This is a genomic window from Pseudomonas sp. NPDC077186 (assembly GCF_044543505.1).
Lineage (GTDB): Bacteria > Pseudomonadota > Gammaproteobacteria > Pseudomonadales > Pseudomonadaceae > Aquipseudomonas.
In genome coordinates this window covers 400,706-425,202 of the sequence record NZ_JBITWE010000005.1, presented here as the reverse complement: position 1 = coordinate 425,202, position 24,497 = coordinate 400,706, and the positions used below count along the sequence as shown (strand labels likewise).

General features: G+C 67.8%; 26 protein-coding genes. 10 read left to right on the top strand and 16 right to left on the bottom strand.

The window, feature by feature from the left end:
• Nucleotides 1-159: 159 nt before the first annotated feature.
• The 4 genes from ACIGKL_RS20245 to codA all read left to right on the top strand — a co-directional run bounded on the left by ACIGKL_RS20245 (nt 160) and on the right by codA (nt 3,667).
• Nucleotides 160-894 carry a substrate-binding periplasmic protein gene (locus ACIGKL_RS20245; RefSeq protein ID WP_397488241.1) on the top strand — a complete coding sequence of 245 codons (735 nt, stop codon included), beginning with the start codon at nt 160-162 and terminating at the stop codon, nt 892-894.
• A 63-nt stretch (nt 895-957) separates the two neighbouring features.
• The gene (locus ACIGKL_RS20240) at nt 958-1,908 is read left to right on the top strand and encodes a lysophospholipase (protein ID WP_397488240.1); all 951 of its coding nucleotides are present in this window, start codon (nt 958-960) and stop codon (nt 1,906-1,908) included.
• Complete coding sequence (locus ACIGKL_RS20235) at nt 1,905-2,375, top strand: MaoC family dehydratase (RefSeq protein WP_397488239.1); 471 nt, start codon at nt 1,905-1,907, stop codon at nt 2,373-2,375. Before ACIGKL_RS20240 ends, ACIGKL_RS20235 begins: the two co-directional genes overlap by 4 nt.
• Nucleotides 2,376-2,431: 56 nt before the next feature.
• Nucleotides 2,432-3,667 (top strand): cytosine deaminase, encoded by a 1,236-nt coding sequence (gene codA / locus ACIGKL_RS20230; RefSeq protein WP_397488237.1) that lies wholly within the window; start codon nt 2,432-2,434, stop codon nt 3,665-3,667.
• A gap of 121 nt (nt 3,668-3,788) precedes the next feature.
• Here the strand turns inward: codA and ACIGKL_RS20225 are convergent, their stop codons facing one another.
• The 8 genes from ACIGKL_RS20225 to ACIGKL_RS20190 form a co-directional block, all read right to left on the bottom strand.
• A complete protein-coding gene (locus ACIGKL_RS20225; protein ID WP_397488235.1) occupies nt 3,789-6,152 on the bottom strand; it encodes an EAL domain-containing protein in 2,364 nt (787 codons plus the stop codon).
• A gap of 167 nt (nt 6,153-6,319) precedes the next feature.
• Nucleotides 6,320-7,174 carry an efflux RND transporter periplasmic adaptor subunit gene (locus tag ACIGKL_RS20220; protein ID WP_122107506.1) on the bottom strand — a complete coding sequence of 285 codons (855 nt, stop codon included), beginning with the start codon at nt 7,172-7,174 and terminating at the stop codon, nt 6,320-6,322.
• A gap of 14 nt (nt 7,175-7,188) precedes the next feature.
• Nucleotides 7,189-7,389, bottom strand: a complete 201-nt coding sequence (locus ACIGKL_RS20215; protein ID WP_122107507.1) for a DUF1656 domain-containing protein — start codon at nt 7,387-7,389, stop codon at nt 7,189-7,191.
• On the bottom strand, nt 7,376-9,361 hold the full coding sequence (locus ACIGKL_RS20210) for an FUSC family protein (protein WP_397488234.1): 1,986 nt from the start codon (nt 9,359-9,361) through the stop codon (nt 7,376-7,378). The genes ACIGKL_RS20215 and ACIGKL_RS20210 overlap by 14 nt, the downstream gene beginning before the upstream one ends.
• A gap of 177 nt (nt 9,362-9,538) precedes the next feature.
• On the bottom strand, nt 9,539-9,655 hold the full coding sequence (ccoM, locus tag ACIGKL_RS20205) for a cytochrome c oxidase subunit CcoM (protein WP_397488233.1): 117 nt from the start codon (nt 9,653-9,655) through the stop codon (nt 9,539-9,541).
• 200 nt (nt 9,656-9,855) lie between these two features.
• Nucleotides 9,856-10,017, bottom strand: coding sequence for a hypothetical protein (locus tag ACIGKL_RS20200; protein ID WP_021445693.1), 162 nt, complete (start codon nt 10,015-10,017; stop codon nt 9,856-9,858).
• Nucleotides 10,014-10,613, bottom strand: a complete 600-nt coding sequence (locus tag ACIGKL_RS20195; protein WP_397488232.1) for an alpha-ketoglutarate-dependent dioxygenase AlkB family protein — start codon at nt 10,611-10,613, stop codon at nt 10,014-10,016. The genes ACIGKL_RS20200 and ACIGKL_RS20195 overlap by 4 nt, the downstream gene beginning before the upstream one ends.
• 36 nt (nt 10,614-10,649) lie before the next feature.
• Nucleotides 10,650-10,943, bottom strand: coding sequence for an aspartate-semialdehyde dehydrogenase (locus ACIGKL_RS20190; RefSeq protein WP_397488231.1), 294 nt, complete (start codon nt 10,941-10,943; stop codon nt 10,650-10,652).
• Between the two features lie 163 nt (nt 10,944-11,106).
• Between ACIGKL_RS20190 and rapA the strand changes: the two genes are divergently transcribed.
• Entirely contained in the window at nt 11,107-13,947 is a 2,841-nt protein-coding gene (gene rapA, locus ACIGKL_RS20185) for an RNA polymerase-associated protein RapA (protein WP_397488230.1), read from the top strand.
• A gap of 142 nt (nt 13,948-14,089) precedes the next feature.
• Here rapA and ACIGKL_RS20180 read toward each other — a convergent pair whose 3' ends face one another.
• Entirely contained in the window at nt 14,090-15,325 is a 1,236-nt protein-coding gene (locus tag ACIGKL_RS20180; RefSeq protein WP_397488229.1) for an RNA polymerase sigma factor, read from the bottom strand.
• A 163-nt stretch (nt 15,326-15,488) separates the two neighbouring features.
• Between ACIGKL_RS20180 and ACIGKL_RS20175 the strand changes: the two genes are divergently transcribed.
• The 4 genes from ACIGKL_RS20175 to cmoB all read left to right on the top strand — a co-directional run bounded on the left by ACIGKL_RS20175 (nt 15,489) and on the right by cmoB (nt 18,628).
• Nucleotides 15,489-16,124 (top strand): lysoplasmalogenase, encoded by a 636-nt coding sequence (locus tag ACIGKL_RS20175; protein WP_397488228.1) that lies wholly within the window; start codon nt 15,489-15,491, stop codon nt 16,122-16,124.
• Nucleotides 16,125-16,204: 80 nt separating this feature from the next.
• Nucleotides 16,205-16,777 (top strand): hypothetical protein, encoded by a 573-nt coding sequence (locus ACIGKL_RS20170; protein ID WP_397488227.1) that lies wholly within the window; start codon nt 16,205-16,207, stop codon nt 16,775-16,777.
• 142 nt (nt 16,778-16,919) lie between these two features.
• Nucleotides 16,920-17,663 (top strand): carboxy-S-adenosyl-L-methionine synthase CmoA, encoded by a 744-nt coding sequence (gene cmoA, locus ACIGKL_RS20165; protein ID WP_397488226.1) that lies wholly within the window; start codon nt 16,920-16,922, stop codon nt 17,661-17,663.
• Nucleotides 17,660-18,628, top strand: coding sequence for a tRNA 5-methoxyuridine(34)/uridine 5-oxyacetic acid(34) synthase CmoB (gene cmoB / locus ACIGKL_RS20160; RefSeq protein WP_397488225.1), 969 nt, complete (start codon nt 17,660-17,662; stop codon nt 18,626-18,628). Before cmoA ends, cmoB begins: the two co-directional genes overlap by 4 nt.
• Before the next feature lie 136 nt (nt 18,629-18,764).
• Here the strand turns inward: cmoB and ACIGKL_RS20155 are convergent, their stop codons facing one another.
• On the bottom strand, nt 18,765-19,031 hold the full coding sequence (locus ACIGKL_RS20155; protein WP_397488224.1) for a hypothetical protein: 267 nt from the start codon (nt 19,029-19,031) through the stop codon (nt 18,765-18,767).
• A 117-nt stretch (nt 19,032-19,148) separates the two neighbouring features.
• Between ACIGKL_RS20155 and ACIGKL_RS20150 the strand changes: the two genes are divergently transcribed.
• A complete protein-coding gene (locus tag ACIGKL_RS20150) occupies nt 19,149-20,033 on the top strand; it encodes a LysR substrate-binding domain-containing protein (RefSeq protein ID WP_397488223.1) in 885 nt (294 codons plus the stop codon).
• Nucleotides 20,034-20,112: 79 nt separating this feature from the next.
• Here the strand turns inward: ACIGKL_RS20150 and pdxJ are convergent, their stop codons facing one another.
• The 6 genes from pdxJ to lepB all read right to left on the bottom strand — a co-directional run bounded on the left by pdxJ (nt 20,113) and on the right by lepB (nt 24,494).
• Entirely contained in the window at nt 20,113-20,859 is a 747-nt protein-coding gene (pdxJ, locus tag ACIGKL_RS20145; RefSeq protein ID WP_397488222.1) for a pyridoxine 5'-phosphate synthase, read from the bottom strand.
• Nucleotides 20,852-21,541 (bottom strand): DNA repair protein RecO, encoded by a 690-nt coding sequence (recO, locus tag ACIGKL_RS20140; RefSeq protein WP_397488221.1) that lies wholly within the window; start codon nt 21,539-21,541, stop codon nt 20,852-20,854. The genes pdxJ and recO overlap by 8 nt, the downstream gene beginning before the upstream one ends.
• A 55-nt stretch (nt 21,542-21,596) precedes the next feature.
• Nucleotides 21,597-22,496 (bottom strand): GTPase Era, encoded by a 900-nt coding sequence (gene era, locus ACIGKL_RS20135; RefSeq protein WP_031303358.1) that lies wholly within the window; start codon nt 22,494-22,496, stop codon nt 21,597-21,599.
• Nucleotides 22,489-23,178 (bottom strand): ribonuclease III, encoded by a 690-nt coding sequence (gene rnc / locus ACIGKL_RS20130; protein ID WP_397488220.1) that lies wholly within the window; start codon nt 23,176-23,178, stop codon nt 22,489-22,491. Before rnc ends, era begins: the two co-directional genes overlap by 8 nt.
• Entirely contained in the window at nt 23,175-23,552 is a 378-nt protein-coding gene (locus ACIGKL_RS20125; protein WP_397488219.1) for a DUF4845 domain-containing protein, read from the bottom strand. Before ACIGKL_RS20125 ends, rnc begins: the two co-directional genes overlap by 4 nt.
• Nucleotides 23,553-23,639: 87 nt before the next feature.
• A complete protein-coding gene (lepB, locus tag ACIGKL_RS20120; RefSeq protein WP_122108661.1) occupies nt 23,640-24,494 on the bottom strand; it encodes a signal peptidase I in 855 nt (284 codons plus the stop codon).
• Nucleotides 24,495-24,497 lie beyond the last annotated feature (3 nt).

Genomic DNA, 24,497 nt, shown 5'->3' with positions numbered 1-24,497 from the left:
ATGGTCTGGCCCGCGCTGCGGGACTGCCCGGAAAGTAGCAGCTCGGCGCCGTTGCGCAAATAGCTCGAAGGCGTCATTGATGGGCTGAATCTCGCAGCCCACCCGACACTTTCGTTGCGCAACATCTATGATTAGCGCTCCCGCCCGAACTCGACCTCGATGCCGCCACTCGCCCTGATCGCCTGCCTGCTCCTGCTGACCTGCGCCCTGGCCCGGGCCGAGCCCGGCCCGCGCCTGGCCACCCTGGAGTACCCGCCCTACGCCTCGCAGCAACTGGACGACGGCGGCAGCATCGTCGCGCTCACCCGCCGCGCCTTCGCCCTGCGCGGCTACGCGGCGCATATCGATTTTTTGCCCTGGGCGCGGGTGCGCGCCGAACTGCGCAACGGCACCTACCAGGGCGCGCTGGCGCTGTGGCCCAGGGAGATCGGCGAAGAAGGCCTGATCGCCTCGCGCCCGCTGTTCTACAGCGAACTCGGCCTGTTCGTCCGCCAGGGCCACGAGCTGCGCTTCCAGCGCCTGCAGCAGCTGGCCGGGCAGAGGCTCGGCATCGTCCGCGGCTACGGCTACCCGCAGCGCATCCTCGACGCCGGGCTGACGCTGGAGGAAGCGGTGGACGACATCAGCAACCTGCGCAAGCTGCACGCCGGGCGTTTCGACCTGGTGCTGCTGGAGCGCCGGGTCGGCGAATACCTGATCGCCGGCGACCCGCAACTGCACGGCCAGCTGCGCTGGCACGGCCGCGCCCTGGAGCGCATTCCGTTGCTGGTGGGCTTCGTCCCGGCGCGGCCGGGGCAAACCGACTGGAGCGCGATCTTCGAGCAGGGCCTGCGCGACCTGCATGCCAGCGGCGAATATATGCAGATCCTGCGGCGCCACAGCAGCAATCCCTGACAGGCTTTGCGCCGCACGGTGCGCGGTGCACAATGCGGCCAACTTCCGGCACAAGGATTCGCCATGCGCCACGACGCATTCACCCTGAGCGCCAGCGACGGCCAGCCGCTGCAGGTCAACCACTGGCATGCCGAGCAGCCGCCGCGGGCGGTGGTCATGCTCGCCCACGGCATGGCCGAGCACAGCCTGCGCTACGCGCGCCTGGCCGAGGCGCTGGTGGCGGCGGGCCTGGCGCTCTATGCCCTGGACCAGCGCGGCCACGGCCAGAGCGCGGCGTACGGCACGCTCGGCCACTACGCCGACGAGGGCGGCTGGGACAAGGTGGTCGGCGACCTGGCCACCCTCAACCACCATATCCGCCAGCAGCATCCGCAGGCGCCGATCTTCCTGCTCGGCCACAGCATGGGCAGCTACATCGGCATGGCCTACCTGATGGGTCACAGCTGCAGCCTGCAGGGCGCGGTGCTGTCCGGCTCCAACTACCAGCCAGTGGCGCTGTACCGCATCGCGCGGCTGATCGCCGGCTTCGAGCGCTGGCGCCTGGGCCCCAAGGGGCGCAGCAAACTGATCGACTGGCTCTCCTTCGGCTCGTTCAACAAGGCGTTCAAGCCCAACCGCACCGCCTTCGACTGGCTCAGCCGCGATGCGGCGGAGGTCGATAAATATGTGGCCGACCCGCTGTGCGGCTTCGTCTGCACCACCCAACTGTGGTGCGACCTGCTCGACGGCCTGCAGCAGATCACCCCGCCGGCCAACCTGGCGCAGATCGACGCCGACCTGCCGCTGCTGGTGATCGGCGGCGCGCGCGACCCGGTCAGCGACGGCAAGCGCCTGGGCCACCTGGCGAATGCCCTGCGCCAGGCCGGCATCAAGGACGTGCAACTGAAGATCTACCCCGAGGCCCGCCACGAGCTGCTCAACGAGAGCAACCGCGACGAGGTCACCGCCCACCTGATCGACTGGCTGCAGCAGGCGCTGAGCCACAGTCGGCAACCTCGCAAGGAGTCCCCATGACCCAGATCACCAATATCCCCTATGCCGCCCTCGAAGTCGGCCAGCAGGCCAGTTTCGAGAAGCGCGTGGAAGAGCGCGACGTGCAGCTGTTCGCCGCCGTTTCCGGCGACAACAACCCGGTGCATCTGGACGCCGCCTTCGCCGCCGAGACGCTGTTCAAGGAGCGTATCGCCCACGGCATGTTCAGCGGCGCGCTGATCAGCGCGGCGATCGCCTGCCGCCTGCCCGGCCCGGGCACCATCTACCTCGGCCAGCAGCTCAAGTTCACCCGCCCGGTGAAGCTCGGCGACACCCTCACGGTCAAGCTGGAGGTGCTGGAGAAACTGCCGAAGAACCGCGTGCGCATCGCCACCCAGGTGTTCAACCAGGACGGCAAGCAAGTGGTCGACGGCGAAGCCGAAGTGCTGGCGCCGAGCAGCGAGCAGACCGTGAACATGCCGGCCATGCCGCAGGTGAGCATCGGCTGATTCGAATGAGCGTGGCCGTCACCGGCGACGGCCGCACCACCCAGCGAGGCGCCCCCATGCTTATCCACAACGCCCGCCTGCGCGACCGCGACGGCCTGCAGCGCATTACCCTGGATGGCGCCCGCATCGTCGCCATCGACCTGCAAGGCAGCGCAGAACCCATCGCAGCCGGCGACCTCGACGCCGCCGGCCATCTCGTCGTGCCGCCCTTCGTCGAGCCGCACATTCACCTCGACGCCACCCTCACCGCCGGCGAACCGGCCTGGAACCTGAGCGGCACGCTGTTCGAGGGCATCGAGCGCTGGGCCGAGCGCAAGGCCCTGGTCACCTTTGAGGACACCAAGACCCGCGCCAGGAAGACCATCGACATGCTGGTCGACCACGGCATCCAGCACGTACGCACCCATGTCGACGTCACCGACCCGACCCTGGCCGCGCTCAAGGCCCTGCTCGAAGTGCGCGAGGAAACCCGCCAGCTGATCGACCTGCAGATCGTCGCCTTCCCCCAGGAGGGCATCGAGTCGTACGCGGGTGGCCGCGCGCTGATGGAGCAGGCCATCGCGCTGGGCGCCGACGTGGTCGGCGGCATCCCGCACTTCGAGAACACCCGCGAGCAGGGCGTCAGCTCGATCAAGTTCCTCATGGATCTGGCCGAGCGCACCGGCTGCCTGGTGGACGTGCACTGCGACGAAACCGACGATCCCAACTCGCGCTTTCTCGAAGTGCTGGCCGAGGAAGCCCGCGTGCGCGGCATGGGCGCACGGGTCACCGCCAGCCACACCACGGCCATGGGTTCCTACGACAACGCCTATTGCTCCAAGCTGTTTCGCCTGCTGAAGATGAGCGGCATCAGCTTCGTCTCCTGCCCCACCGAGAGCATCCACCTGCAGGGCCGCTTCGACAGCTACCCGAAACGCCGCGGCCTGACCCGCGTGGCCGAGCTGGATCGCGCCGGTCTGAACGTCTGCTTCGGCCAGGACTCGATCGTCGACCCCTGGTACCCGCTGGGCAACGGCAACATCCTGCGCATCCTCGAAGCCGGCCTGCATATCTGCCATATGCTCGGCTACGACGACCTCAAGCGCTGCCTGGACCTGGTCACCGACAACTCGGCGCGGGCGCTAAATCTGGGCGAGGGCTACGGCCTGGAGGTGGGCCGCCCGGCCAACCTGCTGATCCTCTCGGCGCCGGACGACTACGAGCTGCTGCGCAGCCAGGGCCAGGCGCTGGTATCAATCCGCCACGGCAGGGTGCTGATGCGCCGTACCCCGGCCAGCGTGCAACGCAGCTAAGGGCCGAGATGCAGGTGGTATTCGCCGTGGGAGGGGCTTCAGCCGCGAAACCCGTGCCGAGCCTCTGTGTGAGTAGTACGCGCGGCGCACCCCAGGGAAATACGCCGGCCGCGGGCCTTGCTCAGTGCCAGGCCGACAGGGCCTCCCAGGCGCGGAACTTGTCGCCGGGCAGCGGCTGGCTGATCGAGAAGCCCTGGGCGATGTCGCAGCCGAAGTTGCCCAGGCGGGTCAGGGTCTCCTGGTTCTCCACGCCTTCGGCGACCACCTCGAGGTCGAGGTTGTGCGCCAGCTCGACGATCGAGCGCACGATCTTCGCCGAGTCATCGTCGTCGCTGAGCATGCGGGTGACGAAGGACTGGTCGATCTTCAGCGAATCCACCGGCAGCTTCTGCAGGTAAGCCAGCGAGGAATAGCCGGTGCCGAAGTCATCGATGGTCAGCCGGGTGTCGAGGTTCTTCAGTTGGGTCAGGGTCTCCAGCGCCGCTGCCGGGTCTTCCATCAGCGCGCTTTCGGTTAGCTCGAATTCCACCCAGTTCGGCTCGGCGCCCCAGGTGGCGAAGGTGCCGCGAATCCGTTCGAGCAGCTTGGGGTCGCGCAGGTCGTGGGCCGACAGGTTGACCGCCACCGGTCGCTGGTCGCCCTCCTCGCGCCAGGCGTAGCTCTGGCCCAGCGCCGCATCGAGCACCCAGTAGGTGAGTGGGGTGATCAGTCCGGCGCTCTCGGCCAGCTTGATGAAGTCGTTGGGCGGCAGCAGACCGTGCTGCGGATGCTGCCAGCGCACCAGGGCTTCGCTGCCGCACACCTTGTTGGTGGCGATCTGCAGCTTCGGCTGGTAGTGCAGCAGCAGCTGGTTGCCGTCGATCGCCCGGCGCAGCTCGCTCATCAGGGTCAGGTGCTGGGCGCATTCACGGTCCATCCCGCCCTGGAACAGCGCATAGCCGGTGCTGGAACGCTTGGCCTGATCCATGGCGCTGGCCGAGCGGCGGACCAGGGAGTCCGGGTCGGTGCCATGGCCGGGGTAAAGGGCGATGCCGATGCTGGCGCGGGTATCGAGCAGCAGCCCGGACAGGTCGATCGGCTCGTACAGCGCCACCAGGATCTTCTGCGCCAGTTGCGACGCCTGCTCGGCGCCACCGCTGGGCATCAGCACGGCGTACTCGCTTTCGCCGATGCGCGCCAGCCTGTTGCCGGCGCCCAGCGCCTGAACCAGGCGGGCGGCGATGGCTTGCTGCAGGCGGTCGCCTTCGCGGTAGCCGAGGGTTTCGTTGATCGCCTGGTTGCGGCCGACCTCCAGCTGCAACAGACCGAGTGCCCGACGCTCCTGCTTGGCGTCGGCGATCGCCTCTTCCAGCAACTCGCGCAGGCGCAGGCGGTTGGGCAACCCGGTCAGCTCGTCGGTATAGGCCATGCGCCTGATGGTCGCCTCGGCCTGCAGCGCCCGAGCCCGGGTACGCAGAGTGGCGATGCCGAAACCCAGGTCGTTGGCGGTGGCGAACAGCAACTCGACCTCCTGTTCGTCGAAGGTGTCGCTCGCCGCGGCCATGATCACCAACTTGCCGATCAGCCGGTCGTCCACTCGTAGCGGCAGCACTATGGTCGCCGCAAAGCCGTGCTCCTTGGCCTCGTCCCTCAGCCCCCCGTCCACCGGCTCCTCGGGGAGGTTGCGGATAACCAGAGGCCGGCCGCCTTCGAGCCGGGCATCGACGCGCTGGATGTAGGCTTTGCCCTCGGCACTGGCGGCCCAGCCCTCGGCGCGCGCAAGGAAACCGTGATCGTCGCCGGCGTAGGCGACGTGGCGCACCGGCTCGGCGGGGTCTTCCTGGCGATAGGCGACCCAGGCCAGGCGGTAGCCGCATTCGGCCACCAGTACCCGGCAGACCTCCTTGAGCAGCGCAGATTCGGCGTCGGCATGGATCAGTGCATGGTTGACCGCCACCCGCGTCGACAGGGCGCGGTTGAGGCGCTGGATCTCCCGCTCGGCCTGGGCGCGCCGCGCCTTGATGCGCAGGGTCTCGAGGCCGAACGCCAGATCCTCGGCAGCCTCGCTGAGCAACTCCATTTCTTGCGGGCCGAAGGCATCGGCTTCCGGCGCGCCGATGCCGAGGGCGCCGAAGATCTGGCCTTCGACCCGCAGCGGCAGCGACATCACCGAGGCAATGCCGTGCTGGATGGCCCCCTCGCGCCAGGGCGCGGTATTCGGGTCGGTCAGCAGATTCTGGGTCAGGCTCAGCTGGCCGGTGCGGATCGCGGTGCCGGAGGGGCCGTGGCCGCGCGCGTTGTCGGCCCAGGAGATATTCAGCGAGTCGACGTAGGCCTGTTCGACCCCGGCGTGGGCCAGGGGGGTGACCGTTTGCGCCGGATCGTGCTCGGCACGGCCGACCCAGGCCAAGCGGTAACCGGCCTGCTCGACTATGACCCGACAGATATCCTGGAGCAGGCTGGCTTCGTTTTCGGCGCGCAGCAGCGCCCGGTTGCAGCCGCTCAAAGTGCGCAATGCACGGTTAAGGCACAAGTGTTCCTGATGGGTGGAACGCGACGTTGGCACGGCTTGCCTCCGACTCATGCACGACCTGGCTTGAGTATAGAGCTGCCGCCCGGGCACCGGGTTCCGCTGGCCGGACGGTTCGCTGTGGCCGCCGGCGTCGCCCCAGACTACTGCGCCACCCGCACGCTGGCAGTCATTCCCGCACTGAGCAGCAGGCCCTCGGGCAGCTCGTCGAGCTTGATCCGCACCGGAATCCGCTGCGCCAGGCGTACCCAGTTGAAGGTCGGTTCGACGTCGGCCAGCAGCTGGCCGTCCGGGCTGGCGTTGCGGTCGGTGATGCCGCGGCTGATGCTCTCCACCTCGCCGCGCAGCGGCTGGTCGCCGCCCATCAGCCAGATGTCCACCGGCGCGCCGACGCGGATGCGCGGCAGCTTGGTCTCCTCGAAATAGGCCTGGATATAGAACGACGCCTCGTCCACCAGCGCCAGCACCGGCTCGCCGGCCTTGACGTAGTTGCCTTCGGCCAGGCGCAGGTTGGTCACCTGGCCGGCGCGCGGTGCGCGCACCTCGCTGCGCGCCAGATCCAGCTCGGCGGATTTGACCGCCACCTGCGCCTGGCGATACTCGCCGCGGGCGATCTCGGCGCTGATCTGGGCGTTGTCGCGCAGCTCGGCGCTGATCGCCTGCGGCCCCAGGCGCACGCGACGGCTGGCCTCGTGCTCGCGCAGCAGCAGTTGCTGGCGCCGCGTCTCGGCCACCGCCTGGGCCTGTTCCAGGGCCACCTGATAGCGCTCGCGATCCAGGCTCAGCAGCAGCTCGCCGGCCGCCACCCGCTGGTTGTCGCGCACCTTCAGTTGGGTGACCCAGCCGGCCAGATCCGGGGCCAGGGTCACCACCTCGGCGCGCACCCGCGCGTCGCGGGTCCAGGGCGAATACAGGTAGTGCTGCCACAGCCAGGCGCCGGCCAGCAGGGCCGCTGCCACCAGGCTCAGGGTGAGGCCGAGGCGAATGCTCGCACGCATGGACATCTCCTTCATCAACTCAACACGGCGACCAGCGCCGCCAGCACGCAGACATACAGGGCGCAGTCGAACAACGCCTCGTGCCAGATCCAGCGCGCCACACCAAGCCGCTGCAGGGCCAGGCGCAGCGCGCCGGTGAGCAGCAGCGCCAGCAGCGCATAAAGCAGCATGGGGCTGAGCAGCACCCCGCCCAGCGCCCATTCACGCAAGCCCATGGGCTTCTCCTTGTTGCCCGCACCAGTGTTGCCAGCCGCTGTGCAGCTGCAGCAGGGCCGCCTCGGCCAGACGCCGGTCGATGCTCGGCGGCGCGCCGCGCAGGGCCTGAAGCAAGTCGTCCAGCGCGGCATCGAGGGCAGCACGCCGCGACGGCGCCGGGCCGAGCAACAGCTGTCGGCGCAGATGATCGAGAAAATTCGTTTCGGCCAGGCCCAGCGCGCGGTCGCCCGCCGCCAGGCAGGCGCGCAGGTGCAGCAGCTCGTCGCCCAGATCCAGGCTGGCGATGCCGTCGTCCCAGCGGCTGCGGCTCTGGCTGGGCAGCGCCGGATAGTGCCGCGCCAGTTGCAGCAGGCGGTCGGCCATGCGCCCGCCGAACCAGCTCTCGGCCCCGGCCAGCGGCTGACGGGTGAGCCGGGCCAGGTCCTGCAGGGTCGCGCGCAGCAGACGGCGGCCATGCCAGGTCGGGCTGCGCAAGCCGATCAGGTTGAACGCCAGCACCGCACAGCCGACGCCGATCAGCATGGCCAGCGCCTCGTTGAGGAAGAAGGCGACGTCGTACTGCATGTCGTTCTGCGGCGCGCAGAGCACGATGAAATGCAGGCTGAAGGAGGTGGCGGTGGCGCCCAGCGCCGGCTTGGCCATGCCCAGGGCGCCGAAGAACAGCGGCACGCCAAGGGCCAGGCAGAGCATGGCGAAGCCGTTGAGCTGCGGCAGCAGGATCTGTCCGACAAGGAATGCCAGCGGCAGCGCATAGAAGATCCCGCGCATGAACAGCAGGCCGATCTGCGCGGCGTTCTCGCGGCTAGCGAACAGGCTGCAGACCACGCAGCACAGCAGCAAGGCGCCGCTGGCGGCGGTCCAGCCGCTGGCCAGCCAGAACGCCGCCAGCGCCAGGAAGGCCAGGGCGCTGCGCGCGCCATAGACCGCGGCGGTCTGCCAGTCGCTGTGCCAGGACAGTGCCGGCGACGCCTGCCCGCTCTCGCCGCGTTCCACCGCCGCCAGCGACTGGCTGGCGGTATCCAGGCGCAGCGCCAGCAACGCCAAGCGCTCCAGGCACAAACGCTGCACCGCGCTGAGCGTCGGCGCCTCGGCGGCCTGGCGCAATTGCTCGGCCAGCGCCGACACCTGCTGCGCCTGCGCCGCCGCCAGCTGCTCGCCTACCCGCTCCAACCAGGGCGCCAGGGCGTGGCGCTCGGCCTCGCTCAACTGCCGCCACTGGCGCGCCACGCCGCGCGCCAGGCGCAGCAGGGTGAGCAGATCGCGACTCAGCGCGCGCAGGGCACGGGCGCGCTGGCGGCCGCGAGCGCCCTCGAACCAGGCGTGCTCGCGTTGGGCATCCACCGCGACGATACGCCCCAGCACCTCGAGCAGGCCCTGACGCGCCATGGCCTCGCCGACCAGTGCCGAGGCCGCGGCGTTCACTCCGGCCTGCCAGGCGCTGCGTGCCTGCTGCACCAGCTGGCGCTCGACCCGCTGCGGCCAGAGCACCGCGCTGACCGCGGTGGCGCAGACAATCCCCAGGCAGATTTCCGTGCAGCGCGCCACCGCCTGAGCGAACACCGTCAGCGGCGCGTCGATGGCCGGCAGGCCGATGATCGCCACGGTGTAGCCGGCCAGCACGAAGGCGTAGCTCCAGGCGCTGCGCAGCATGCTCGAGGCGGCGGTGCACAGCCCCAGCCAGAGCGCCAGGGCGAGCAGGAACAACCAGGGCGCCTGGGCGAACAGCGCCATCAGCAGCACCGCCATGACGGTGCCGACCAGGGTGCCGAGCAGGCGCGCCAGGCCCTTCTGCACCACCATGCCGGACAGCGGCTGGGCGACGATAAAGGCGGTCATCAACGCCCACTGCGGCTGCGGCAGATCGAAACGGAAGGCGAACCACAGCGCCAGGCCGCCGCCCAGCAGGGTCTTGATCGCAAACTGAAGGGCCTGGGCGCTGGGCGCCACAAAGGCCAGCAGGGCATCGCGCATGGAATCGGCTTCAAGGACTGGGCGAGGAAAGCGTAGACGAGCGTCATAACGCCCTACGAAACAAGCTAATTATTAGCTAGCTACGTAGTTTGCGTCCAGCTCCGTCCGACGCACGCCCATAAAAAAGGGCGACCGAAGTCGCCCGAATTGCCTTGCGTGCCCTGTAAACCGAAAAGATCAGCTCGGCTTGCGCTTGTGCGAATCCTTCCAGATGAAGTAACCGACCCCGCCGAAAAAGGCGAACATCAGAAGAACCGTGCCGACTCCGGCGAGAACCACTGTATCGACGAACATGGCTGCCTCCTGTTGTGCCTGTCTGTCTGGGATGGCTTCACGTTACCAGCGGCGGCGGGAGGACAATTGATCTGGATCAATGCGCGACGGCGGCCGCCGCCCCGGAGGCGGCAACACTGATCCAGGTCAAGCAATCGAGGGGCACGGAGCGAGCGGACACGGCAGCAGCGCCGCCCGGGGCGGCACAGGGGCAGGAGGCTTCAGCGCTTCTTCGGTTTGTGCTTGGGCTTCTTCTTCGCCTTGGCCAGCGGCAGGGCCTGCTCGAAGGCCTGGCGCATCTCGTCGAGACGCTTGTCGTTGAGGTCGTGGATGCGCTTGCCGCGTTCGGCGGCGAAGTCGATCAGCTTGTCGTCGTTGCTCATAGCGGAAACCGGATGAGGCGGAAGGTCAGGTTCAGGCGCGGCGCGCAGGGCTGGCGCGTCTTCGCCACTTGGTGCTGCCAATGATGCTGGGTCGGCCCGCGCATGACCAGTAGCGAGCCGTGCTCCAGGGTCAGCGAATGGCCGATGTGCGTACTGCCGATCCGGCGCAGATCGAAGCGCCGGCTGCCGCCCAGATTGAGCGAGGCGATCAGCGGGTTGCGTCCCAGCTCGGCCTCGGCGTCGCTGTGCCAGCCCATGGAATCCTGGCCATCGCGGTAGTAGTTGAGCAGCACGGCATTAAGCGGCTGGCCCACGGATGTCACCACCCGCCGGCGGATCTCGTTCAGCAACGGGGTCCAGGGCAAGGGCTCATGCACCTGCCCGGAATAGCGATAGCGCGCCCCGGGCTCGCCATACCAGGCGGTCAGCCGCGGCACTCGATGATAACGGCCATGGATGAACAGCTCCGGCTGCTGCCAGGGCGTCTCGTCCAGCAATGCGGCGAGCCAGGCGTCGGCAACGGCGGCATCGACCCAGCCCGGCTGGTAGTCCAGCTCGGCATCGGCCAGTTCGGGCAAGGGATCGGCAAACAGCATGATGGGACTCGGAGAAAGACACAGGCGGCCAGTCTGTCAGACTTCCACATCCACCCATAATCCCTGGCGCGGCAGATCGCCCAGCGCCTGCTCCACCTCCTCCGGCTCGGCTTCGGCCAGCTGTTCGGGGGTGTAGCCGCGGCGCTGGCGGCGGCGCTGCTCTTCGCGCAGCAGTTCCTCGGTTTCCTGCGGGTGGCGCTTGTCCAGGTTCAGCGCGCTTTCCTTGGCGCTGGCCTCGGCTGGCGTCACCGGCGGAATCTCGGGCTTGGGTTTGATCACGTCTTGCGAGGCAGTGACCGGCACCAGGCTGTGGGGGATAGGTGGTAACACGTAATCGCACCTCCTTTGGTCAGGCTGTCGGCCCCGCAAGCCGCGACTTTAGGCGGTGCTCGCTACACTTTCGACTGAGTCGAACGGCATAAGTGCCATGGCCGCTTTGGCCCGGGCAGCGCATCCGTTACCATAGCCGGCTTTTTCACGCGGGGAGACAGGCATGCAGTATCAACCGGGGCAACGCTGGATCAGTGACAGCGAGGCGGAATTGGGGCTGGGCACCATCCTCGCCGAGGACGGCCGCCTGCTCACCGTGCTCTACCCGGCCACCGGCGAGACGCGCCAGTACGCCACCCGCAACGCCCCGCTGACCCGCGTGCGCTTCGCCCCGGGCGACGAGATCACCCATTTCGAGGGCTGGAAGCTCACCGTACAGGAAGTCGAGGACATCGACGGCCTGCTGGTCTATCACGGCCTCAACGGTCAGCACCAGAGCGTCACCCTGCCGGAGACGCAGCTGTCGAACTTCATCCAGTTCCGTCTGGCCAGCGACCGCCTGTTCGCCGGGCAGATCGACCCGCTGGCCTGGTTCGCCTTGCGCTACCACAGCCTGGAACACAACAGCCGCCTGCTGCAATCGTCGCTGTGGGGCCTGGGCGGCGCGCGCGCCCAGCCGATCGCCCACCAGCTGCACATCGCCCGCGAAGTCGCCGACCGCATCGCCCCGCGCGTGCTGCTGGCCGACGAGGTGGGCCTGGGCAAGACCATCGAGGCCGGCCTGGTGATCCACCGCCAGCTGCTCTCCGGCCGTGCCGGCCGCGTGCTGATCCTGGTACCGGAGAACCTGCAGCACCAGTGGCTGGTGGAGATGCGCCGGCGCTTCAACCTGGACGTGGCGCTGTTCGACGCCGAGCGCTTCATGGAAAGCGACGCCAGCAACCCCTTCGAGGATTGCCAGCTGGCGCTGGTCGCCCTGGAGTGGCTGAAGGACGACGACAAGGCCCAGGACGCGCTGTTCGCCGCCGGCTGGGACCTGCTGGTGGTCGACGAAGCCCACCACCTGGTCTGGCACCCGGAACAGGCCAGCGCCGAGTACTCGTTGGTCGAGCAACTGGCCGAAGTCATCCCCGGCGTGCTGCTGCTCACCGCCACCCCCGAGCAGCTCGGCCAGGACAGCCACTTCGCCCGCCTGCGCCTGCTCGATCCGGCGCGCTTCCATGACCTGGACGCTTTCCGCGCCGAGAGCGGCCAGTACCGTCCGGTGGCCGAGGCGGTGCAGGAACTGCTCGACCACGGCAAGCTCAGCGCCCAGGCGCGCGACGCCATCGGCGGCTTCCTCGGCGACGAGGGCCGCGAGCTGCTCGATGCCATCGACGGCGGCGACGAAGCGGCGCGCGCGCGTCTGGTGCGCGAGCTGCTGGACCGCCACGGCACCGGTCGCCTGCTGTTCCGTAACACCCGCGCCGCCGTGCAGGGCTTCCCCGAACGCGAGCTGCACCCCTACCCGCTGCCCTGCCCGGTCGAATACCTGGAGCTGCCGGTCGGCGAGCATGCCGAGCTGTACCCGGAAGTCGGCTACCAGGCCCAGGACGAGGTGGACGAGGAGCAGCGCTGGTGGCGCTTCGACCCGCGCGTCGAGTGGCTGATCGACACCCTGAAGATGCTCAAGAAATACAAGGTGCTGGTGATCTGCGCCCACGCCGAGACCGCCCTGGACCTGGAAGACGCCCTGCGCGTGCGCTCCGGCATCCCGGCCACGGTGTTCCACGAGGGCATGAGCATCCTCGAGCGCGACCGCGCCGCCGCTTACTTCGCCGACGAAGAATTCGGCGCCCAGGTGCTGATCTGCTCGGAGATCGGCTCCGAAGGCCGCAATTTCCAGTTCGCCCATCACCTGGTGCTGTTCGACCTGCCGGCCCACCCGGACCTGCTCGAACAGCGCATCGGCCGTCTCGACCGCATCGGTCAGAAGCACCGTATCCAGCTCCATGTGCCCTACCTGGAGAACAGTCCGCAGGAACGCCTGTTCCAGTGGTATCACCAGGCGCTGAATGCCTTCCTCGCCACCTGCCCCACCGGCAACGCCCTGCAGCACCAGTACGGCCCGCGCCTGCTGCCGCTGCTGGAAAGCGGCGACGACGGCCAGTGGCAACAGTTGATCGACGAGGCAACCGCCGAGCGCATTCGCCTGGAAGGCGAGCTGCACAGCGGCCGCGACCGTCTGCTGGAACTCAACTCCGGTGGCGCCGGTGAAGGCGAGGCGCTGGTCGAAGCCATCCTCGAGCAGGACGACCAGTTCAGCCTGCCGATCTACATGGAAGAGCTGTTCAACGCCTTCGGCATCGACAGCGAAGACCACTCCGACAACGCCCTGATCCTGCGCCCCAGCGAGAAGATGCTGGACGCCAGCTTCCCGCTCGGCGACGACGAGGCGGTGACCGTGACCTACGACCGCGACCAGGCCCTGGCCCGCGAGGACATGCAGTTCCTCACCTGGGAACACCCCATGGTGCAGGGCGGCATGGACCTGGTGCTGTCCGGCTCGATGGGCAACACCGCGGTGGCGCTGATCAAGAACAAGGCGCTCAAGCCCGGCACCGTGCTGCTGGAGCTGCTCTACGTCAGCGAAGTGGTCGGCCCACGCAAGCTGCAACTGGGCCGCTTCCTGCCCCCGGCCGCCTTGCGCTGCCTGTTCGACGCCAATGGCAACGACCTGGCCGCCAAGGTCGGCTTCGAAACCCTCAACGACCAGCTGGAAAGCGTGCCGCGCGCCAGCGCCAACAAGTTCGTCCAGGCCCAGCGCGACGTGCTGACCAAGCAGCTCAACGACGCCGAAGCCAAGGTCATGCCGCGCCACGTCGAGCGCGTGGCCGAGGCCAAGCGCCGCCTGATCGCCGAGCTGGACGAGGAACTGGCGCGTCTGGTCGCCCTGCAGGCGGTCAACCCCAGCGTGCGCGACAGCGAGATCGACGCCCTGCGCCAGCAGCGCGAACAGAGCCTGGCGATGTTCGACAAGGCCGCCCTGCGCCTGGAAGCGATTCGCGTATTGGTGGCGGGTTAAAGCCCGTAGGGTGCGCCGCGCGCACCGACCGCTGGCGCCGGAAAATAGGGTACGCGCGGCCCAGGCAGCCCCGCGCCTCTAAGGTTCAGCGGCCGCCCCGTCCCATCCAGCATTTCCATTTATGCGGTGCGCACGGCGCACCCTACGGGTCACTCAACTCCTCCAGCCTTTTCTGCAAAAACTGCCGATCCGGCCCCTGCTGCGCCAGCGCCAGGGCCTGGCGGTAGGCGGCACGCGCCTGTTCGCGGTGGTCCAGGCGGCGCAGCAGGTCGGCGCGCGCGGCATGGGCCAGGTGGTAATTGTCCAGTTCGCCGGCCGCCAGCAGCCGGTCGACCTGCGCCAGCCCCGCCTCGGGGCCGTCGCGCATGGCCAGGGCCACCGCGCGATTGAGCTCGATCACCGGCGAGGGCGTCAGGCGCAGCAGTTCGTCGTACAGGCCGACGATCTGCGCCCAGTCGGTCGCCTCCAGGCTCGGCGCCTCGGCATGCACCGCAGCAATCGCCGCCTGCAGGCTGTAGGGGCCGAAGCGTCGCGAATGCAGGGCCTGCAGCACCAGCGCCTCGCCCTCGGCGATCAGCTCGGGGTTCCACAGACCGCGATCCTGCGCCTCGAGCAGAATCACCTCGCCATCGACGCCGCTGCGTGCGGCGCGGCGCGACTCGTGCAGCAGCATCAGCGCCAGCAGCCCCTGCACCTCCGGCTCGGGCAGCAACTCCGCCAGCAACCGCCCCAGGCGAATGGCCTCGTCGGACAACTGACTGCGGGTCAGCGAATCGCCGGAGCTGGCGAAGTAGCCCTCGTTGAACACCAGGTAGACCACCCGCAATACCGCCTCCAGGCGCTCGGGCAGCTCGCTGCGCCCCGGCACCTCGTAGGGAATCCGCGCCTCGCGGATCTTGCTCTTGGCACGAACGATGCGCTGGGCCAGGGTCGCGGGGCTGGCAAGAAAGGCACGGGCGATCTCCTCGGTGGTCAGGTCGCACACCTCGCGCAGGGTCAGCGCCACCTGGGCATCGCTGGCCAGCGCCGGGTGGCAGCAGGTGAAGATCAGGCGCAGACGGTCGTCTTCGAGCAGCTCACCCTCCTCCAGCGGCGCCTCGTCGGGCAGCTCGGCCTGCTCGTCGAGCGGCTGGAAACGACGCTGGCGGCGCAGGTTGTCGATCGCCTTGAAGCGCCCGGTCGACACCAGCCAGGCACGCGGATTGGCCGGCACGCCCTCCTGCGGCCACTGTTCCACCGCCACGCGAAAGGCCTCGTGCAGCGCCTCCTCGGCCAGGTCGAAGTCGCCCAGCAGGCGGATCAGGGTCGCCAGCACGCGGCGCGACTCCTCGCGATACAGGCGTTCGATCAGGGCGCCGATCTCGCTGGGTGTATCCATTGCAACGGCCTCCATGGCGACGACGAGGCTCAACAATGCCCGCTAAGCGGGCAATGGTCGAGCGGCGGCACGATCCGCCACTCAGCCTGGCACGCTGCGCATTGGCAGCGCCACGCCTGCCCGGCATAGTGCCGGCCATTCGATCATTGGATGGAGCCTCACTATGCGCTGGTTGTTGCTCGGCTTGGCGGGAGCCGCGATCTTTCTCTACGGCCGGATCAGCGGCGATGCGCAACTGAGCCTGCTGACCAAGGGCATTCCGGTGATCGCCCTGCTGCTCTGGCTGCGCCAGGCGCCGGCCGGCACTTACCGGCGCTGGATCGGCATCGGCCTGCTGTGCTCCCTGGCCGGCGACATCCTGCTGGACTGGCCGGGCGATCTGTTCGTGTTCGGCCTCGGCGCCTTCCTCCTCGGCCACCTGGCCTACCTGCGCGCCTACTGCTCCGACAGCCGCCGCCCGGCCCTGCCCGCCCTGCTGCTGGCGCTCGGCGCCGGCGGCGCGATGTTCGCCGTGCTGGCCGCCAGCGGCCTGGGCCCGCTGTTGATTCCGGTGGCCTGCTACGCCCTGGTCATCAGCCTGATGCTGTGGCGCGCCCTGGCCCGCCTCGGCAACCCCGAGCTGCAGCCGCGCTCGACTTATCTGGCCGCCGCCGGCGCGGCGCTGTTCGTGCTGTCCGACAGTCTGATCGGCATCGATCGCTTCGTCGCCAGCTTCGCCGCCGCGCCCTACGCCATCATCCTCAGCTACTGGGCCGGCCAATGGGGCATCACCGCCTCGGCCTTCGCCCGCCGCGCCTGAGCTGTTACGCCGATGAAACAGCAGGACGGCGATAAATCGACTATAGGAGTTACAGGGCAGTCCACTTCAGGGTGAGCGAGATGGCAGGGTACGTGCGGGTAGTCGGCCTGGTGTTGGTATCGGTTGCGCTGGTGGGTTGCGGCAGCCTGTTGCCCAGCGAGCGGGCCGAATCGCTGTCGCCCTTCGGCGACTACCTCGACGCCGAGATGCGTTACTCGCAGGCGGTGCCGGGGCTGACCGACCGCGCCGAACTGTTCTCACTGGGCTTCGACCCGCTGGCCCATGGCAACGGCAAGATGCTCTCGTTCATCGACGTGCGGCTGATGTTCGTCCAGCCCAACGTACCCATCGCCTACCTGCCGGACGGCCTGGTGCACTGCCTGGAGGCCAAGGATCGCTGCGTCGGCTACGCCTTCGAATTCACCAAGACCGATACCCAGCGGGTCGGCAGCTTCTGGGCCGACGTGCTGAACTTTCGCAAGAACCGCGAACTGCAGGGCTGGGTGTTCCGCGCGGTGTTCGTGCTGGTCGACGACAAGCTGGTGCACAAGGTCAGCAACGGCGAGCCGAACATCCGCCGCCTGGAGGTCAAGCGCAACCCGCTGGGCCCGCTGCAGGGCGCCGGCGAATTCTTTTCCGACCAATTGAAATGAGCGGTAAGCGGCAAGCCACAAGCTGCAAGTAGAAGCGACGCCCTACGGTGCTTTTGCTCTTAACTTGCGGCTTGAAGCTTGAGGCTTGCCGCCGCCTCTTTGCTAAAATGCCGGCCTTTTCCGCTGCCCGTTGCGACCGCCCGTGAGCCAAGAACCCGACCGTCTATTCGCCCAGCCACTGGCCGAGGTGCCCGATTTCGTCTTCAACGAGGACGTGGTGCGGGTGTTCCCCGACATGATCAAGCGCTCGGTGCCCGGCTACCCGACCATAGTCGAGAATATCGGCGTGCTCGCCGGCCAGTTCGCCCAGCCGCACACCACCCTGTACGACCTCGGCGCCTCGCTCGGCGCGGTGACCCAGGCCCTGCGCCGCCATGTGCGCGTCGATGGCTGCAAGGTGATCGCGGTGGACAACTCGCCGGCCATGGTCGCTCGCTGCAACGAGTACCTGCACGCGCAGGACGCCATGTTCCAGGAGCTGCTGCCGGCGGAAGTGATCGAGGCCGACATTCTCGCCCTCGAGCTGCAACCCGCCTCGCTGGTCACGCTCAATTTCACCCTGCAGTTCATCCCGCCGGAACGCCGTCAGGAGCTGCTCACGCGCATCCGCCAGGCGCTGCTGCCAGGCGGCGCGCTAATCCTCTCGGAGAAACTGCGCTTCGAGGACGCCGCCGAACACGAGCTGCTCAGCGAGCTGCACGTCGCCTTCAAGCGCGCCAACGGCTACAGCGAACTGGAAATCGCGCAGAAGCGCAGCGCCATCGAGAAGGTGATGCTGCCCGACAGCCTCGAGCAGCACCGCGAGCGTCTGCTGGCCTCCGGTTTCAGCCAGGTGGTGCCCTGGTTCCAGTGCCTGAACTTCGCCTCGCTGGTGGCCCTGCCATGATGCGCGACCTGGATCTCGATGCCCTGCAAGCGCAACTGGCCGGCACCCCGCTGCAGGAATGGGCTTGTGAGCTGCCCGGCCAGCTTGATGCCAAGCTGGCCATCGGTCACGGCGACCTGGCGCGCTGGTACGGCGCCGTGCAGGCACTGCCTGAATTACCGGTGAGTGACGTGGAGCTGCTGCAGCGCTTCGCCTTCGGCGGCGCCTGCGATGACGCCACCCGCGCGCAATTAAAAACCGCCCTGCAGGGCCTGATTCCCTGGCGCAAGGGGCCGTTCGAGCTGTTCGGCGTACACATCGACACCGAATGGCGCTCGGACTGGAAATGGCAGCGCGTCGCCCCTCATCTGGATCTGGTCGGCAAGCGCATCCTCGATGTCGGCTGCGGCAACGGCTACTACATGTGGCGCATTCTCGGCGCGGGTGCCGACAGCGTGGTCGGCATCGACCCCAACTGGCTGTTTCTCTGCCAGTTCCTGGCAATGAAGCGCTACCTGCCAGATCAACCGGTGTGGCACCTGCCACTGGCCTTCGAGGAACTACCGGCCAAGCTGCAGGGCTTCGATACGGTGTTCTCCATGGGCGTGCTGTATCACCGTCGCTCGCCCATCGACCATCTGCTGGATCTCAAGGATGCGCTGGTCAAGGGCGGCGAACTGGTGCTGGAAACCCTGGTGGTCGAAGGCGATGCCGAGCAGGTGCTGGTGCCCGAAGATCGCTACGCGCAGATGCGCAACGTCTGGTTCCTGCCGTCGGTGCCGGCGCTGGAGCGCTGGCTGCGCCGCGCCGGTTTCGAGGACGTACGCTGCGTCGACGTCAGCACCACCTCGGTGGAGGAACAACGCGCCACCGAGTGGATGCGCTTCCAGTCGCTGCCCGAGTTCCTCGACCCGGCCGACCACAGTCGCACCGTCGAAGGACTGCCGGCGCCGACCCGCGCCGTGCTGATCGCGCGCAAGCCGTGAAGCTGGGCTAACGCCAAACCGAGGGAGGCGCTTTAGTCGCGACGGATCGCCGAGAAAGCCCCGCAGCGCGCTCGGCGGCTGCGGCGATCAGCGCGATGTGTAGGGTGCGCCATGCGCACCGCCCGCATACTCGATTTCACGACTCACCGCGCAACCAGCACGCCCGCCGCTGCGCGATCAGCCGCAGCGGTTCGCTCGCCCCCTGCTCCACCACGCCGCGGGCACTACCCAGGCGAATCCGTCCCTCGACATCCTGCGCCAACAGGCGGCGCATGCGCCGGCGCCAGCACCAGGCGCCGATCCAGTCGGCAATGGCATTGTGCAGATCCAGCGGCCACATGGCCGGCATATAGAACTCGGGCATGGCTGGACGCGACTTGTCGCATTCGTTCGAACCTTTCATGGCCTTTCCTCCTGTTCGGTGCCGGCTTCTGGCCGGGCTTGCGATCAGGATGAATCGCACCTATCGTTCAAACAAACGACAAAAATCAAACCATGAGTTAACTATTACTTAACAACCATGAACACGACAGCCCCCATCTCCCTGCCGCTGCTGGAAAGCGATGTGCTACGCACCTTTGTCGCCATCGCCGACAGCGGCAGCTTCACCCGCACCGCGGCGCAGGTGTTTCGCAGCACGGCGGCGGTCAGCCTGCAGATCAAACGCCTGGAGGAAAGCCTCGGCCAGCGCCTGTTCGTGCGCGAGGCCCGGCGCGTGCGCCTGACCGCCGAGGGTGAGCTGCTGCTGGGTTATGCCAGGCGCCTGCTCAGGCTCAACGAGGAGGCGGTGGCGCAGTTTCTCCAGCCGCCGCTGAGCGGCCGGGTCTGCCTGGGCATCCCCAACGATCTGAGCACCCGCCTGTTGCCCGGCGTGTTGACGACCTTCGCCCGCAGCCATCCGGCCGTGCAGGTGGACGTCTGCGTGGGACGCAGCGTGGATCTGGTGGCGAAACTGGAGCTGGGCGAACTCGACCTGTGCCTGATCGAGACCGGCAACCAGGGCCTGGACGATACGCTCGGCGTGCTGGTCTACACCGAGCCGCTGGTCTGGGCCGGTCGCGACGGCGGCCTGGCGGTACAGCGTTCGCCGCTGCCGCTGGCCCTGGCCAATCCCGGCTGCGCCTGGCGCCGTGCGGCGCTGGACGCCCTCGACCGGATTGGCTTGGACTATCGCGTGGCGTACTCCTGCGATCAAAGTGCCGGGCAGGAAGCGGCGATGATCGCCGACCTGGCGATAGCCCCCTTCCCGCGCGGCCTGATCCGGCCGCCGCTCCGTCGCCTGGGCGAGGAGCACGGCCTGCCGCCGCTGGACGACTACCAGATCAGGCTACTGCGCGGCGCTCAGGCCAACGACGCGGTCGAGGCACTGGCTGCGCAGGTGGTGCAGGCGTTTGCGCAGGGCTGAGTCGGACGAAGTGGGAGGCACTTCAGCGGCGCCCCGCCGCCACGGCAGTCGCGGCTAAAGCCCCTCCCACGGCCATCTGTCAACCGCGATTGGCCGCCGCGACGATCAGCGCCTTCATCTCCGCCACCGCCTGCTTGAAGCCGACGAACAGCGCGTGGGCGACGATGGCGTGGCCGATGTTCAGCTCGTTGATCCCGGCAATCGCCGCCACCGCCTCGGCGTTGTGGTAGTGCAGGCCGTGCCCGGCGTTGACGATCAGGCCGTGCTGCAGGCCGCAGGCGACGCCGTCGCGGATGCGCGCCAGTTCGCGGGCGGCTTCCTCGGGGGTGTGGGCATCGGCGTAGCGTCCGGTGTGCAGTTCGATGGCCGGCGCACCGACGCGCCGGGAAGCCTCGATCTGCCGCGCCTCGGCGTCGATAAACAGCGACACCTCGCAGCCGGCGCGGGAAAGCCGCTCGACCGCGGCGGCGATGCGCGCCTCCTGGCCGGCCACATCGAGGCCGCCCTCGGTGGTCAGCTCCTGACGGGTTTCCGGCACCAGGCAGACGTGCGCCGGGCGGATCTGCTCGGCGAAGCCCAGCATGAAGTCGGTGACGCCCATCTCGAAGTTCATCCGCGTCTGCAGCACCTCGGCGAGGATTCGCACGTCGCGATCCTGGATATGCCGGCGATCCTCGCGCAGGTGCACGGTGATGCCGTCGGCGCCGGCTTCCTCGGCATCCAGCGCGGCTTTCACCGGATCGGGGTAGCGGGTGCCACGGGCCTGGCGCAGGGTGGCGACGTGATCGATGTTCACGCCGAGCAGGATTCGATTGGCATCAGTCACGCTTGGGCTCCTTGAGCGTCATGAAGAGTTCGCGGCTGACCAGCGGTCGGCCGCCCAGATGAGGGGCCAGCGCCTGACGCATCAGGCGCTTGGCCGCAGCCAGGGCGCCGGGGGCGCTCCAGTCGGCCTCGGCCATGGCCAGCAGGTCGCGACCGTGGAAGACCCCGGGCTGCAATTGCGCCACCGGCACCAGGCCAGCGTCCAGCTGCCAGCGGTACAGCCCGCCGGGAGCGACTGGCGCGCCCTGCTGGTCGCGATCCAGGGCGAAACCATAGCCCAACTCGTCCAGCAGGCGCCATTCGAAGGCGCGCAGCAAGGGCTCCAGCGGCCGGCCGGCGGCCAGCGCCTGCAGCGTCAGGGCGTAGTGTTCGAGCATCACGGGGTGCGGGTCTTCGGCCGGCAGCAGGCGGATCAGCAGTTCGTTGAGGTAGAGCCCGGAGAACAGCGCCTCGCCGCTCAGCAGCAGCGGAATGCCGGCGCTTTCCAGACGCCCGACTGTCTTCAGCTCACCACGCCCGCGCAGTTCCAGCTCCAACGGGGCGAACGGCCGGGCGATGCTGCCGGCCTTGCCGCGCGCGGCGCGCAGCACGGCACGCAGGCGCCCCTGGGGGGTGAAGAAATCCACCAGGGCGCTGCTTTCCTTGTACGGACGGCTATGCAGGACGTAGGCGGCGTGGCTCATCGGCGTGGCCGCCCGGGTACTCTATGACGGGCACCGATGCTGCGCACGGCGCGGTCTACTCCAGGTAGCCCAGCGAACGCAGCGCGCGCTCGTCGTCGGACCAGCCACCCTTGACCTTGACCCAGAGGTTGAGCATGACTTTGGAGTCGAACAGCACCTCCATGTCCTTGCGCGCCTCCTGGCCGATGCGTTTGATGCGCTCGCCCTTGTCGCCGATGATGATCTTCTTCTGCCCGTCGCGCTCCACCAGGATCAGCGCGTGGATATGCAGAATGCGCCCTTCCTGCTTGAACTCCTCGATCTCCACGGTGATCTGGTAGGGCAGTTCGGCGCCGAGCTGGCGCATGATCTTCTCGCGCACCAGCTCGGCGGCGAGGAAACGGCTGGAGCGATCGGTGATCTGGTCTTCCGGGAAGAAGTGCTCGCCTTCCGGCAGGCGCTCGGCCACCAGTTGCTCCAGGGTGTCGAGGTTGCTACCCTGCTGCGCCGAGATCGGCACCACTTCGGCGTTCGGCAGCTGCTGCTGCAGCCATTGCAGGTGCGGGATCAGCTCGGCCTTTTCCTCGAGGCGGTCGACCTTGTTCACCGCCAGGATCACCGGTCCCTGCACGTACTGCACGCGCTCGAGCACCATCTGGTCTTCGTCGGTCCAGCGCGCGCGGTCGACCACGAAGATCACCACGTCGACGTCCTTGAGCGCCGAGGCCGCGGTCTTGTTCATGTAGCGGTTGAGCGCCTTGTCGCTGTTCTTGTGCAGGCCGGGGGTGTCGACGTAGACCGCCTGGATCTCGCCCTCGGTCTTGATCCCGAGCATGTTGTGGCGCGTGGTCTGCGGCTTGCGCGAGGTGATCGCCAGCTTCTGCCCGAGGATATGGTTGAGCAGCGTCGATTTGCCCACGTTGGGGCGACCGACGATGGCGACATAGCCGCAGCGGCTCACAGGTGCATCAGTCATTGCCGTTCTCCACCCCAAGGGCGATCAGTGCCGCAGCCGCGGCGACCTGCTCGGCGATACGCCGGCTGCCGCCCTGGCCCAGGGTCTTTTCATTGAGCAGGGCCACCTGGCACTCGACCATGAAGGTACGGCAGTGCGGCTCGCCCTGAATGTCCACCACCTCGTAACGGGGCAGTTCGCAGGCGCGCGATTGCAGAAACTCCTGCAGGCGCGTCTTCGGATCCTTGTTGGTGTCGACCAGCGTCAGGCCATCGAGCTCGCCGGTCAACCAGTCCAGCACGCGCTCGCGCGCCGCGTCCATGCCGGCATCCAGGTAGATGGCGCCGATCAGCGCCTCCAGGGCATCGGCGAGAATCGACTCGCGGCGGAAACCGCCGCTTTTCAGCTCGCCCGAGCCCAGGCGCAGGTACTCGCCCAGCTCGAAGCCGCGCGCCAGCACGGCCAAGGTCTCGCCCTTGACCAGGCGCGCGCGCAGGCGCGACAACTGGCCCTCGCGCGCCTGCGGGAAGCGCTCGAACAGCGCTTCGCCGGCGACGAAGTTGAGGATGGCATCACCGAGGAATTCCAGGCGTTCGTTGTTGCGCCCGGCGAAACTGCGATGGGTCAGGGCCAGGACCATCAGGTCCTGGTCCTTGAAGCTGTATCCGAGCTTGCGCTCGAGGCGGGACAGGTTGGAACTCACGGCATGCGTACACGAAATTCTTTGTCGAAGTTCACCACCAGATCGAGGTTCTCGATCAGCGGCTCGCGTTTCTCATACTTCAGGTGGACCAGGAACTCGTTGTTCTCCACCTTGACCTTGACCACGTCGCGCAGGTCCAGGTCGCGGATGTTGTTGACCTGCATACCCTTGCTGACATGCCCGTAGAAGTCGCCGACGGTGCGCACGTCCTGCGCGGCGTCGGTCTCCACCGAGGTGATGATCTTCTCCATCGACATGTAGTCGAGGTAGTGCGGAATCACCTTGAACGCCGTGCTGGCGAAGAACGCCACCACGGCCAGTACCACCAGCCAGCCCAGGATGGACAGGCCCTGCTGCGAACGCGCGAAAGTCATGTGTATCCCCAATAGACGGTCTTGTTTGGAGCCTTGCGGCAAGACTAGTTATAGCCTGCAGCGCTGCCGAAAGCAGCGCGCCAGTGCTCAATGAATCAGGCCGACGCGGGAGAAATTGGGCAGGTTGCTGGTCTTGGGCTCCGGCCAGCTCATCCAGATGGCGAATGCCTTGCCGACGATATGGTCGTCCGGAACCATGCCCCACAGCGCCTGCGGGATCTTGCGGTCGCGCCAGTAGCGGCTGTCGTTGGAGTTGTCGCGGTTGTCGCCCATCATGAAGTAGTGCCCTTGCGGCACCACCCACTCGCCGCCGGGTTCGCGGCGCATGCGGCTCATTTCCTTGCGAATGGTGTGCTGCACCTGGCCCAGGCGCTCCTGGTAGAGCATCGCGCTGCCCAGGCTGCCGGCTTCTTCGCCGAGCAGTTTCTCCGCGACCGGCTCGCCGTTGATCAGCAGACGCTTGCCCTGGGTGTACTGGATGCGGTCGCCGGGCAGGCCGACCACGCGCTTGATGTAGTTGATGGTCGGGTCGCTGGGGTAGCGGAACACCATGACGTCGCCGCGCAGCGGGTTGTCCACCTCGATCACCTTGGTGTCGAGCACCGGCAGGCGGATGCCGTAGGCGAACTTGTTGACCAGGATGAAATCGCCCACTTCCAGGGTCGGTTTCATCGAGCCGGAGGGAATCTGGAACGGCTCGACCAGGAAGGAGCGCAGCACCAGGACGATGGCCAGCACCGGGAAGAACGACTTGCCGTACTCGACCAGCAAGGGCTCCTTGCTCAGCCGCTCCAGCACGCGCTCGTCGGGCTCGTCGACGCGCCCCTGATAGGCGGCGATGGCCGAACGCCGGCGCGGCGCCAGCAGAACCAGGTCGACCAGAGCCAGAAAGCCGCAAACGGCGACCGCGATAACCAACAGGAGCGGGAAATTGATCGACATAGA

What these genes read in the sequence shown, in the direction of transcription:
- ACIGKL_RS20245 (WP_397488241.1), top strand. Translation starts at nt 160, where the DNA reads ATGCCGCCACTCGCCCTGATCGCCTGCCTGCTCCTGCTGACCTGCGCC.
- ACIGKL_RS20240 (WP_397488240.1), top strand. Translation starts at nt 958, where the DNA reads ATGCGCCACGACGCATTCACCCTGAGCGCCAGCGACGGCCAGCCGCTG.
- ACIGKL_RS20235 (WP_397488239.1), top strand. Translation starts at nt 1,905, where the DNA reads ATGACCCAGATCACCAATATCCCCTATGCCGCCCTCGAAGTCGGCCAG.
- codA (WP_397488237.1), top strand. Translation starts at nt 2,432, where the DNA reads ATGCTTATCCACAACGCCCGCCTGCGCGACCGCGACGGCCTGCAGCGC.
- ACIGKL_RS20220 (WP_122107506.1), bottom strand. Translation starts at nt 7,174, where the DNA reads ATGCGTGCGAGCATTCGCCTCGGCCTCACCCTGAGCCTGGTGGCAGCG.
- ACIGKL_RS20215 (WP_122107507.1), bottom strand. Translation starts at nt 7,389, where the DNA reads ATGGGCTTGCGTGAATGGGCGCTGGGCGGGGTGCTGCTCAGCCCCATG.
- ACIGKL_RS20210 (WP_397488234.1), bottom strand. Translation starts at nt 9,361, where the DNA reads ATGCGCGATGCCCTGCTGGCCTTTGTGGCGCCCAGCGCCCAGGCCCTT.
- ccoM (WP_397488233.1), bottom strand. Translation starts at nt 9,655, where the DNA reads ATGTTCGTCGATACAGTGGTTCTCGCCGGAGTCGGCACGGTTCTTCTG.
- ACIGKL_RS20200 (WP_021445693.1), bottom strand. Translation starts at nt 10,017, where the DNA reads ATGAGCAACGACGACAAGCTGATCGACTTCGCCGCCGAACGCGGCAAG.
- ACIGKL_RS20195 (WP_397488232.1), bottom strand. Translation starts at nt 10,613, where the DNA reads ATGCTGTTTGCCGATCCCTTGCCCGAACTGGCCGATGCCGAGCTGGAC.
- rapA (WP_397488230.1), top strand. Translation starts at nt 11,107, where the DNA reads ATGCAGTATCAACCGGGGCAACGCTGGATCAGTGACAGCGAGGCGGAA.
- ACIGKL_RS20180 (WP_397488229.1), bottom strand. Translation starts at nt 15,325, where the DNA reads ATGGATACACCCAGCGAGATCGGCGCCCTGATCGAACGCCTGTATCGC.
- ACIGKL_RS20175 (WP_397488228.1), top strand. Translation starts at nt 15,489, where the DNA reads ATGCGCTGGTTGTTGCTCGGCTTGGCGGGAGCCGCGATCTTTCTCTAC.
- ACIGKL_RS20170 (WP_397488227.1), top strand. Translation starts at nt 16,205, where the DNA reads ATGGCAGGGTACGTGCGGGTAGTCGGCCTGGTGTTGGTATCGGTTGCG.
- cmoB (WP_397488225.1), top strand. Translation starts at nt 17,660, where the DNA reads ATGATGCGCGACCTGGATCTCGATGCCCTGCAAGCGCAACTGGCCGGC.
- ACIGKL_RS20155 (WP_397488224.1), bottom strand. Translation starts at nt 19,031, where the DNA reads ATGAAAGGTTCGAACGAATGCGACAAGTCGCGTCCAGCCATGCCCGAG.
- ACIGKL_RS20150 (WP_397488223.1), top strand. Translation starts at nt 19,149, where the DNA reads ATGAACACGACAGCCCCCATCTCCCTGCCGCTGCTGGAAAGCGATGTG.
- recO (WP_397488221.1), bottom strand. Translation starts at nt 21,541, where the DNA reads ATGAGCCACGCCGCCTACGTCCTGCATAGCCGTCCGTACAAGGAAAGC.
- era (WP_031303358.1), bottom strand. Translation starts at nt 22,496, where the DNA reads ATGACTGATGCACCTGTGAGCCGCTGCGGCTATGTCGCCATCGTCGGT.
- ACIGKL_RS20125 (WP_397488219.1), bottom strand. Translation starts at nt 23,552, where the DNA reads ATGACTTTCGCGCGTTCGCAGCAGGGCCTGTCCATCCTGGGCTGGCTG.
- lepB (WP_122108661.1), bottom strand. Translation starts at nt 24,494, where the DNA reads ATGTCGATCAATTTCCCGCTCCTGTTGGTTATCGCGGTCGCCGTTTGC.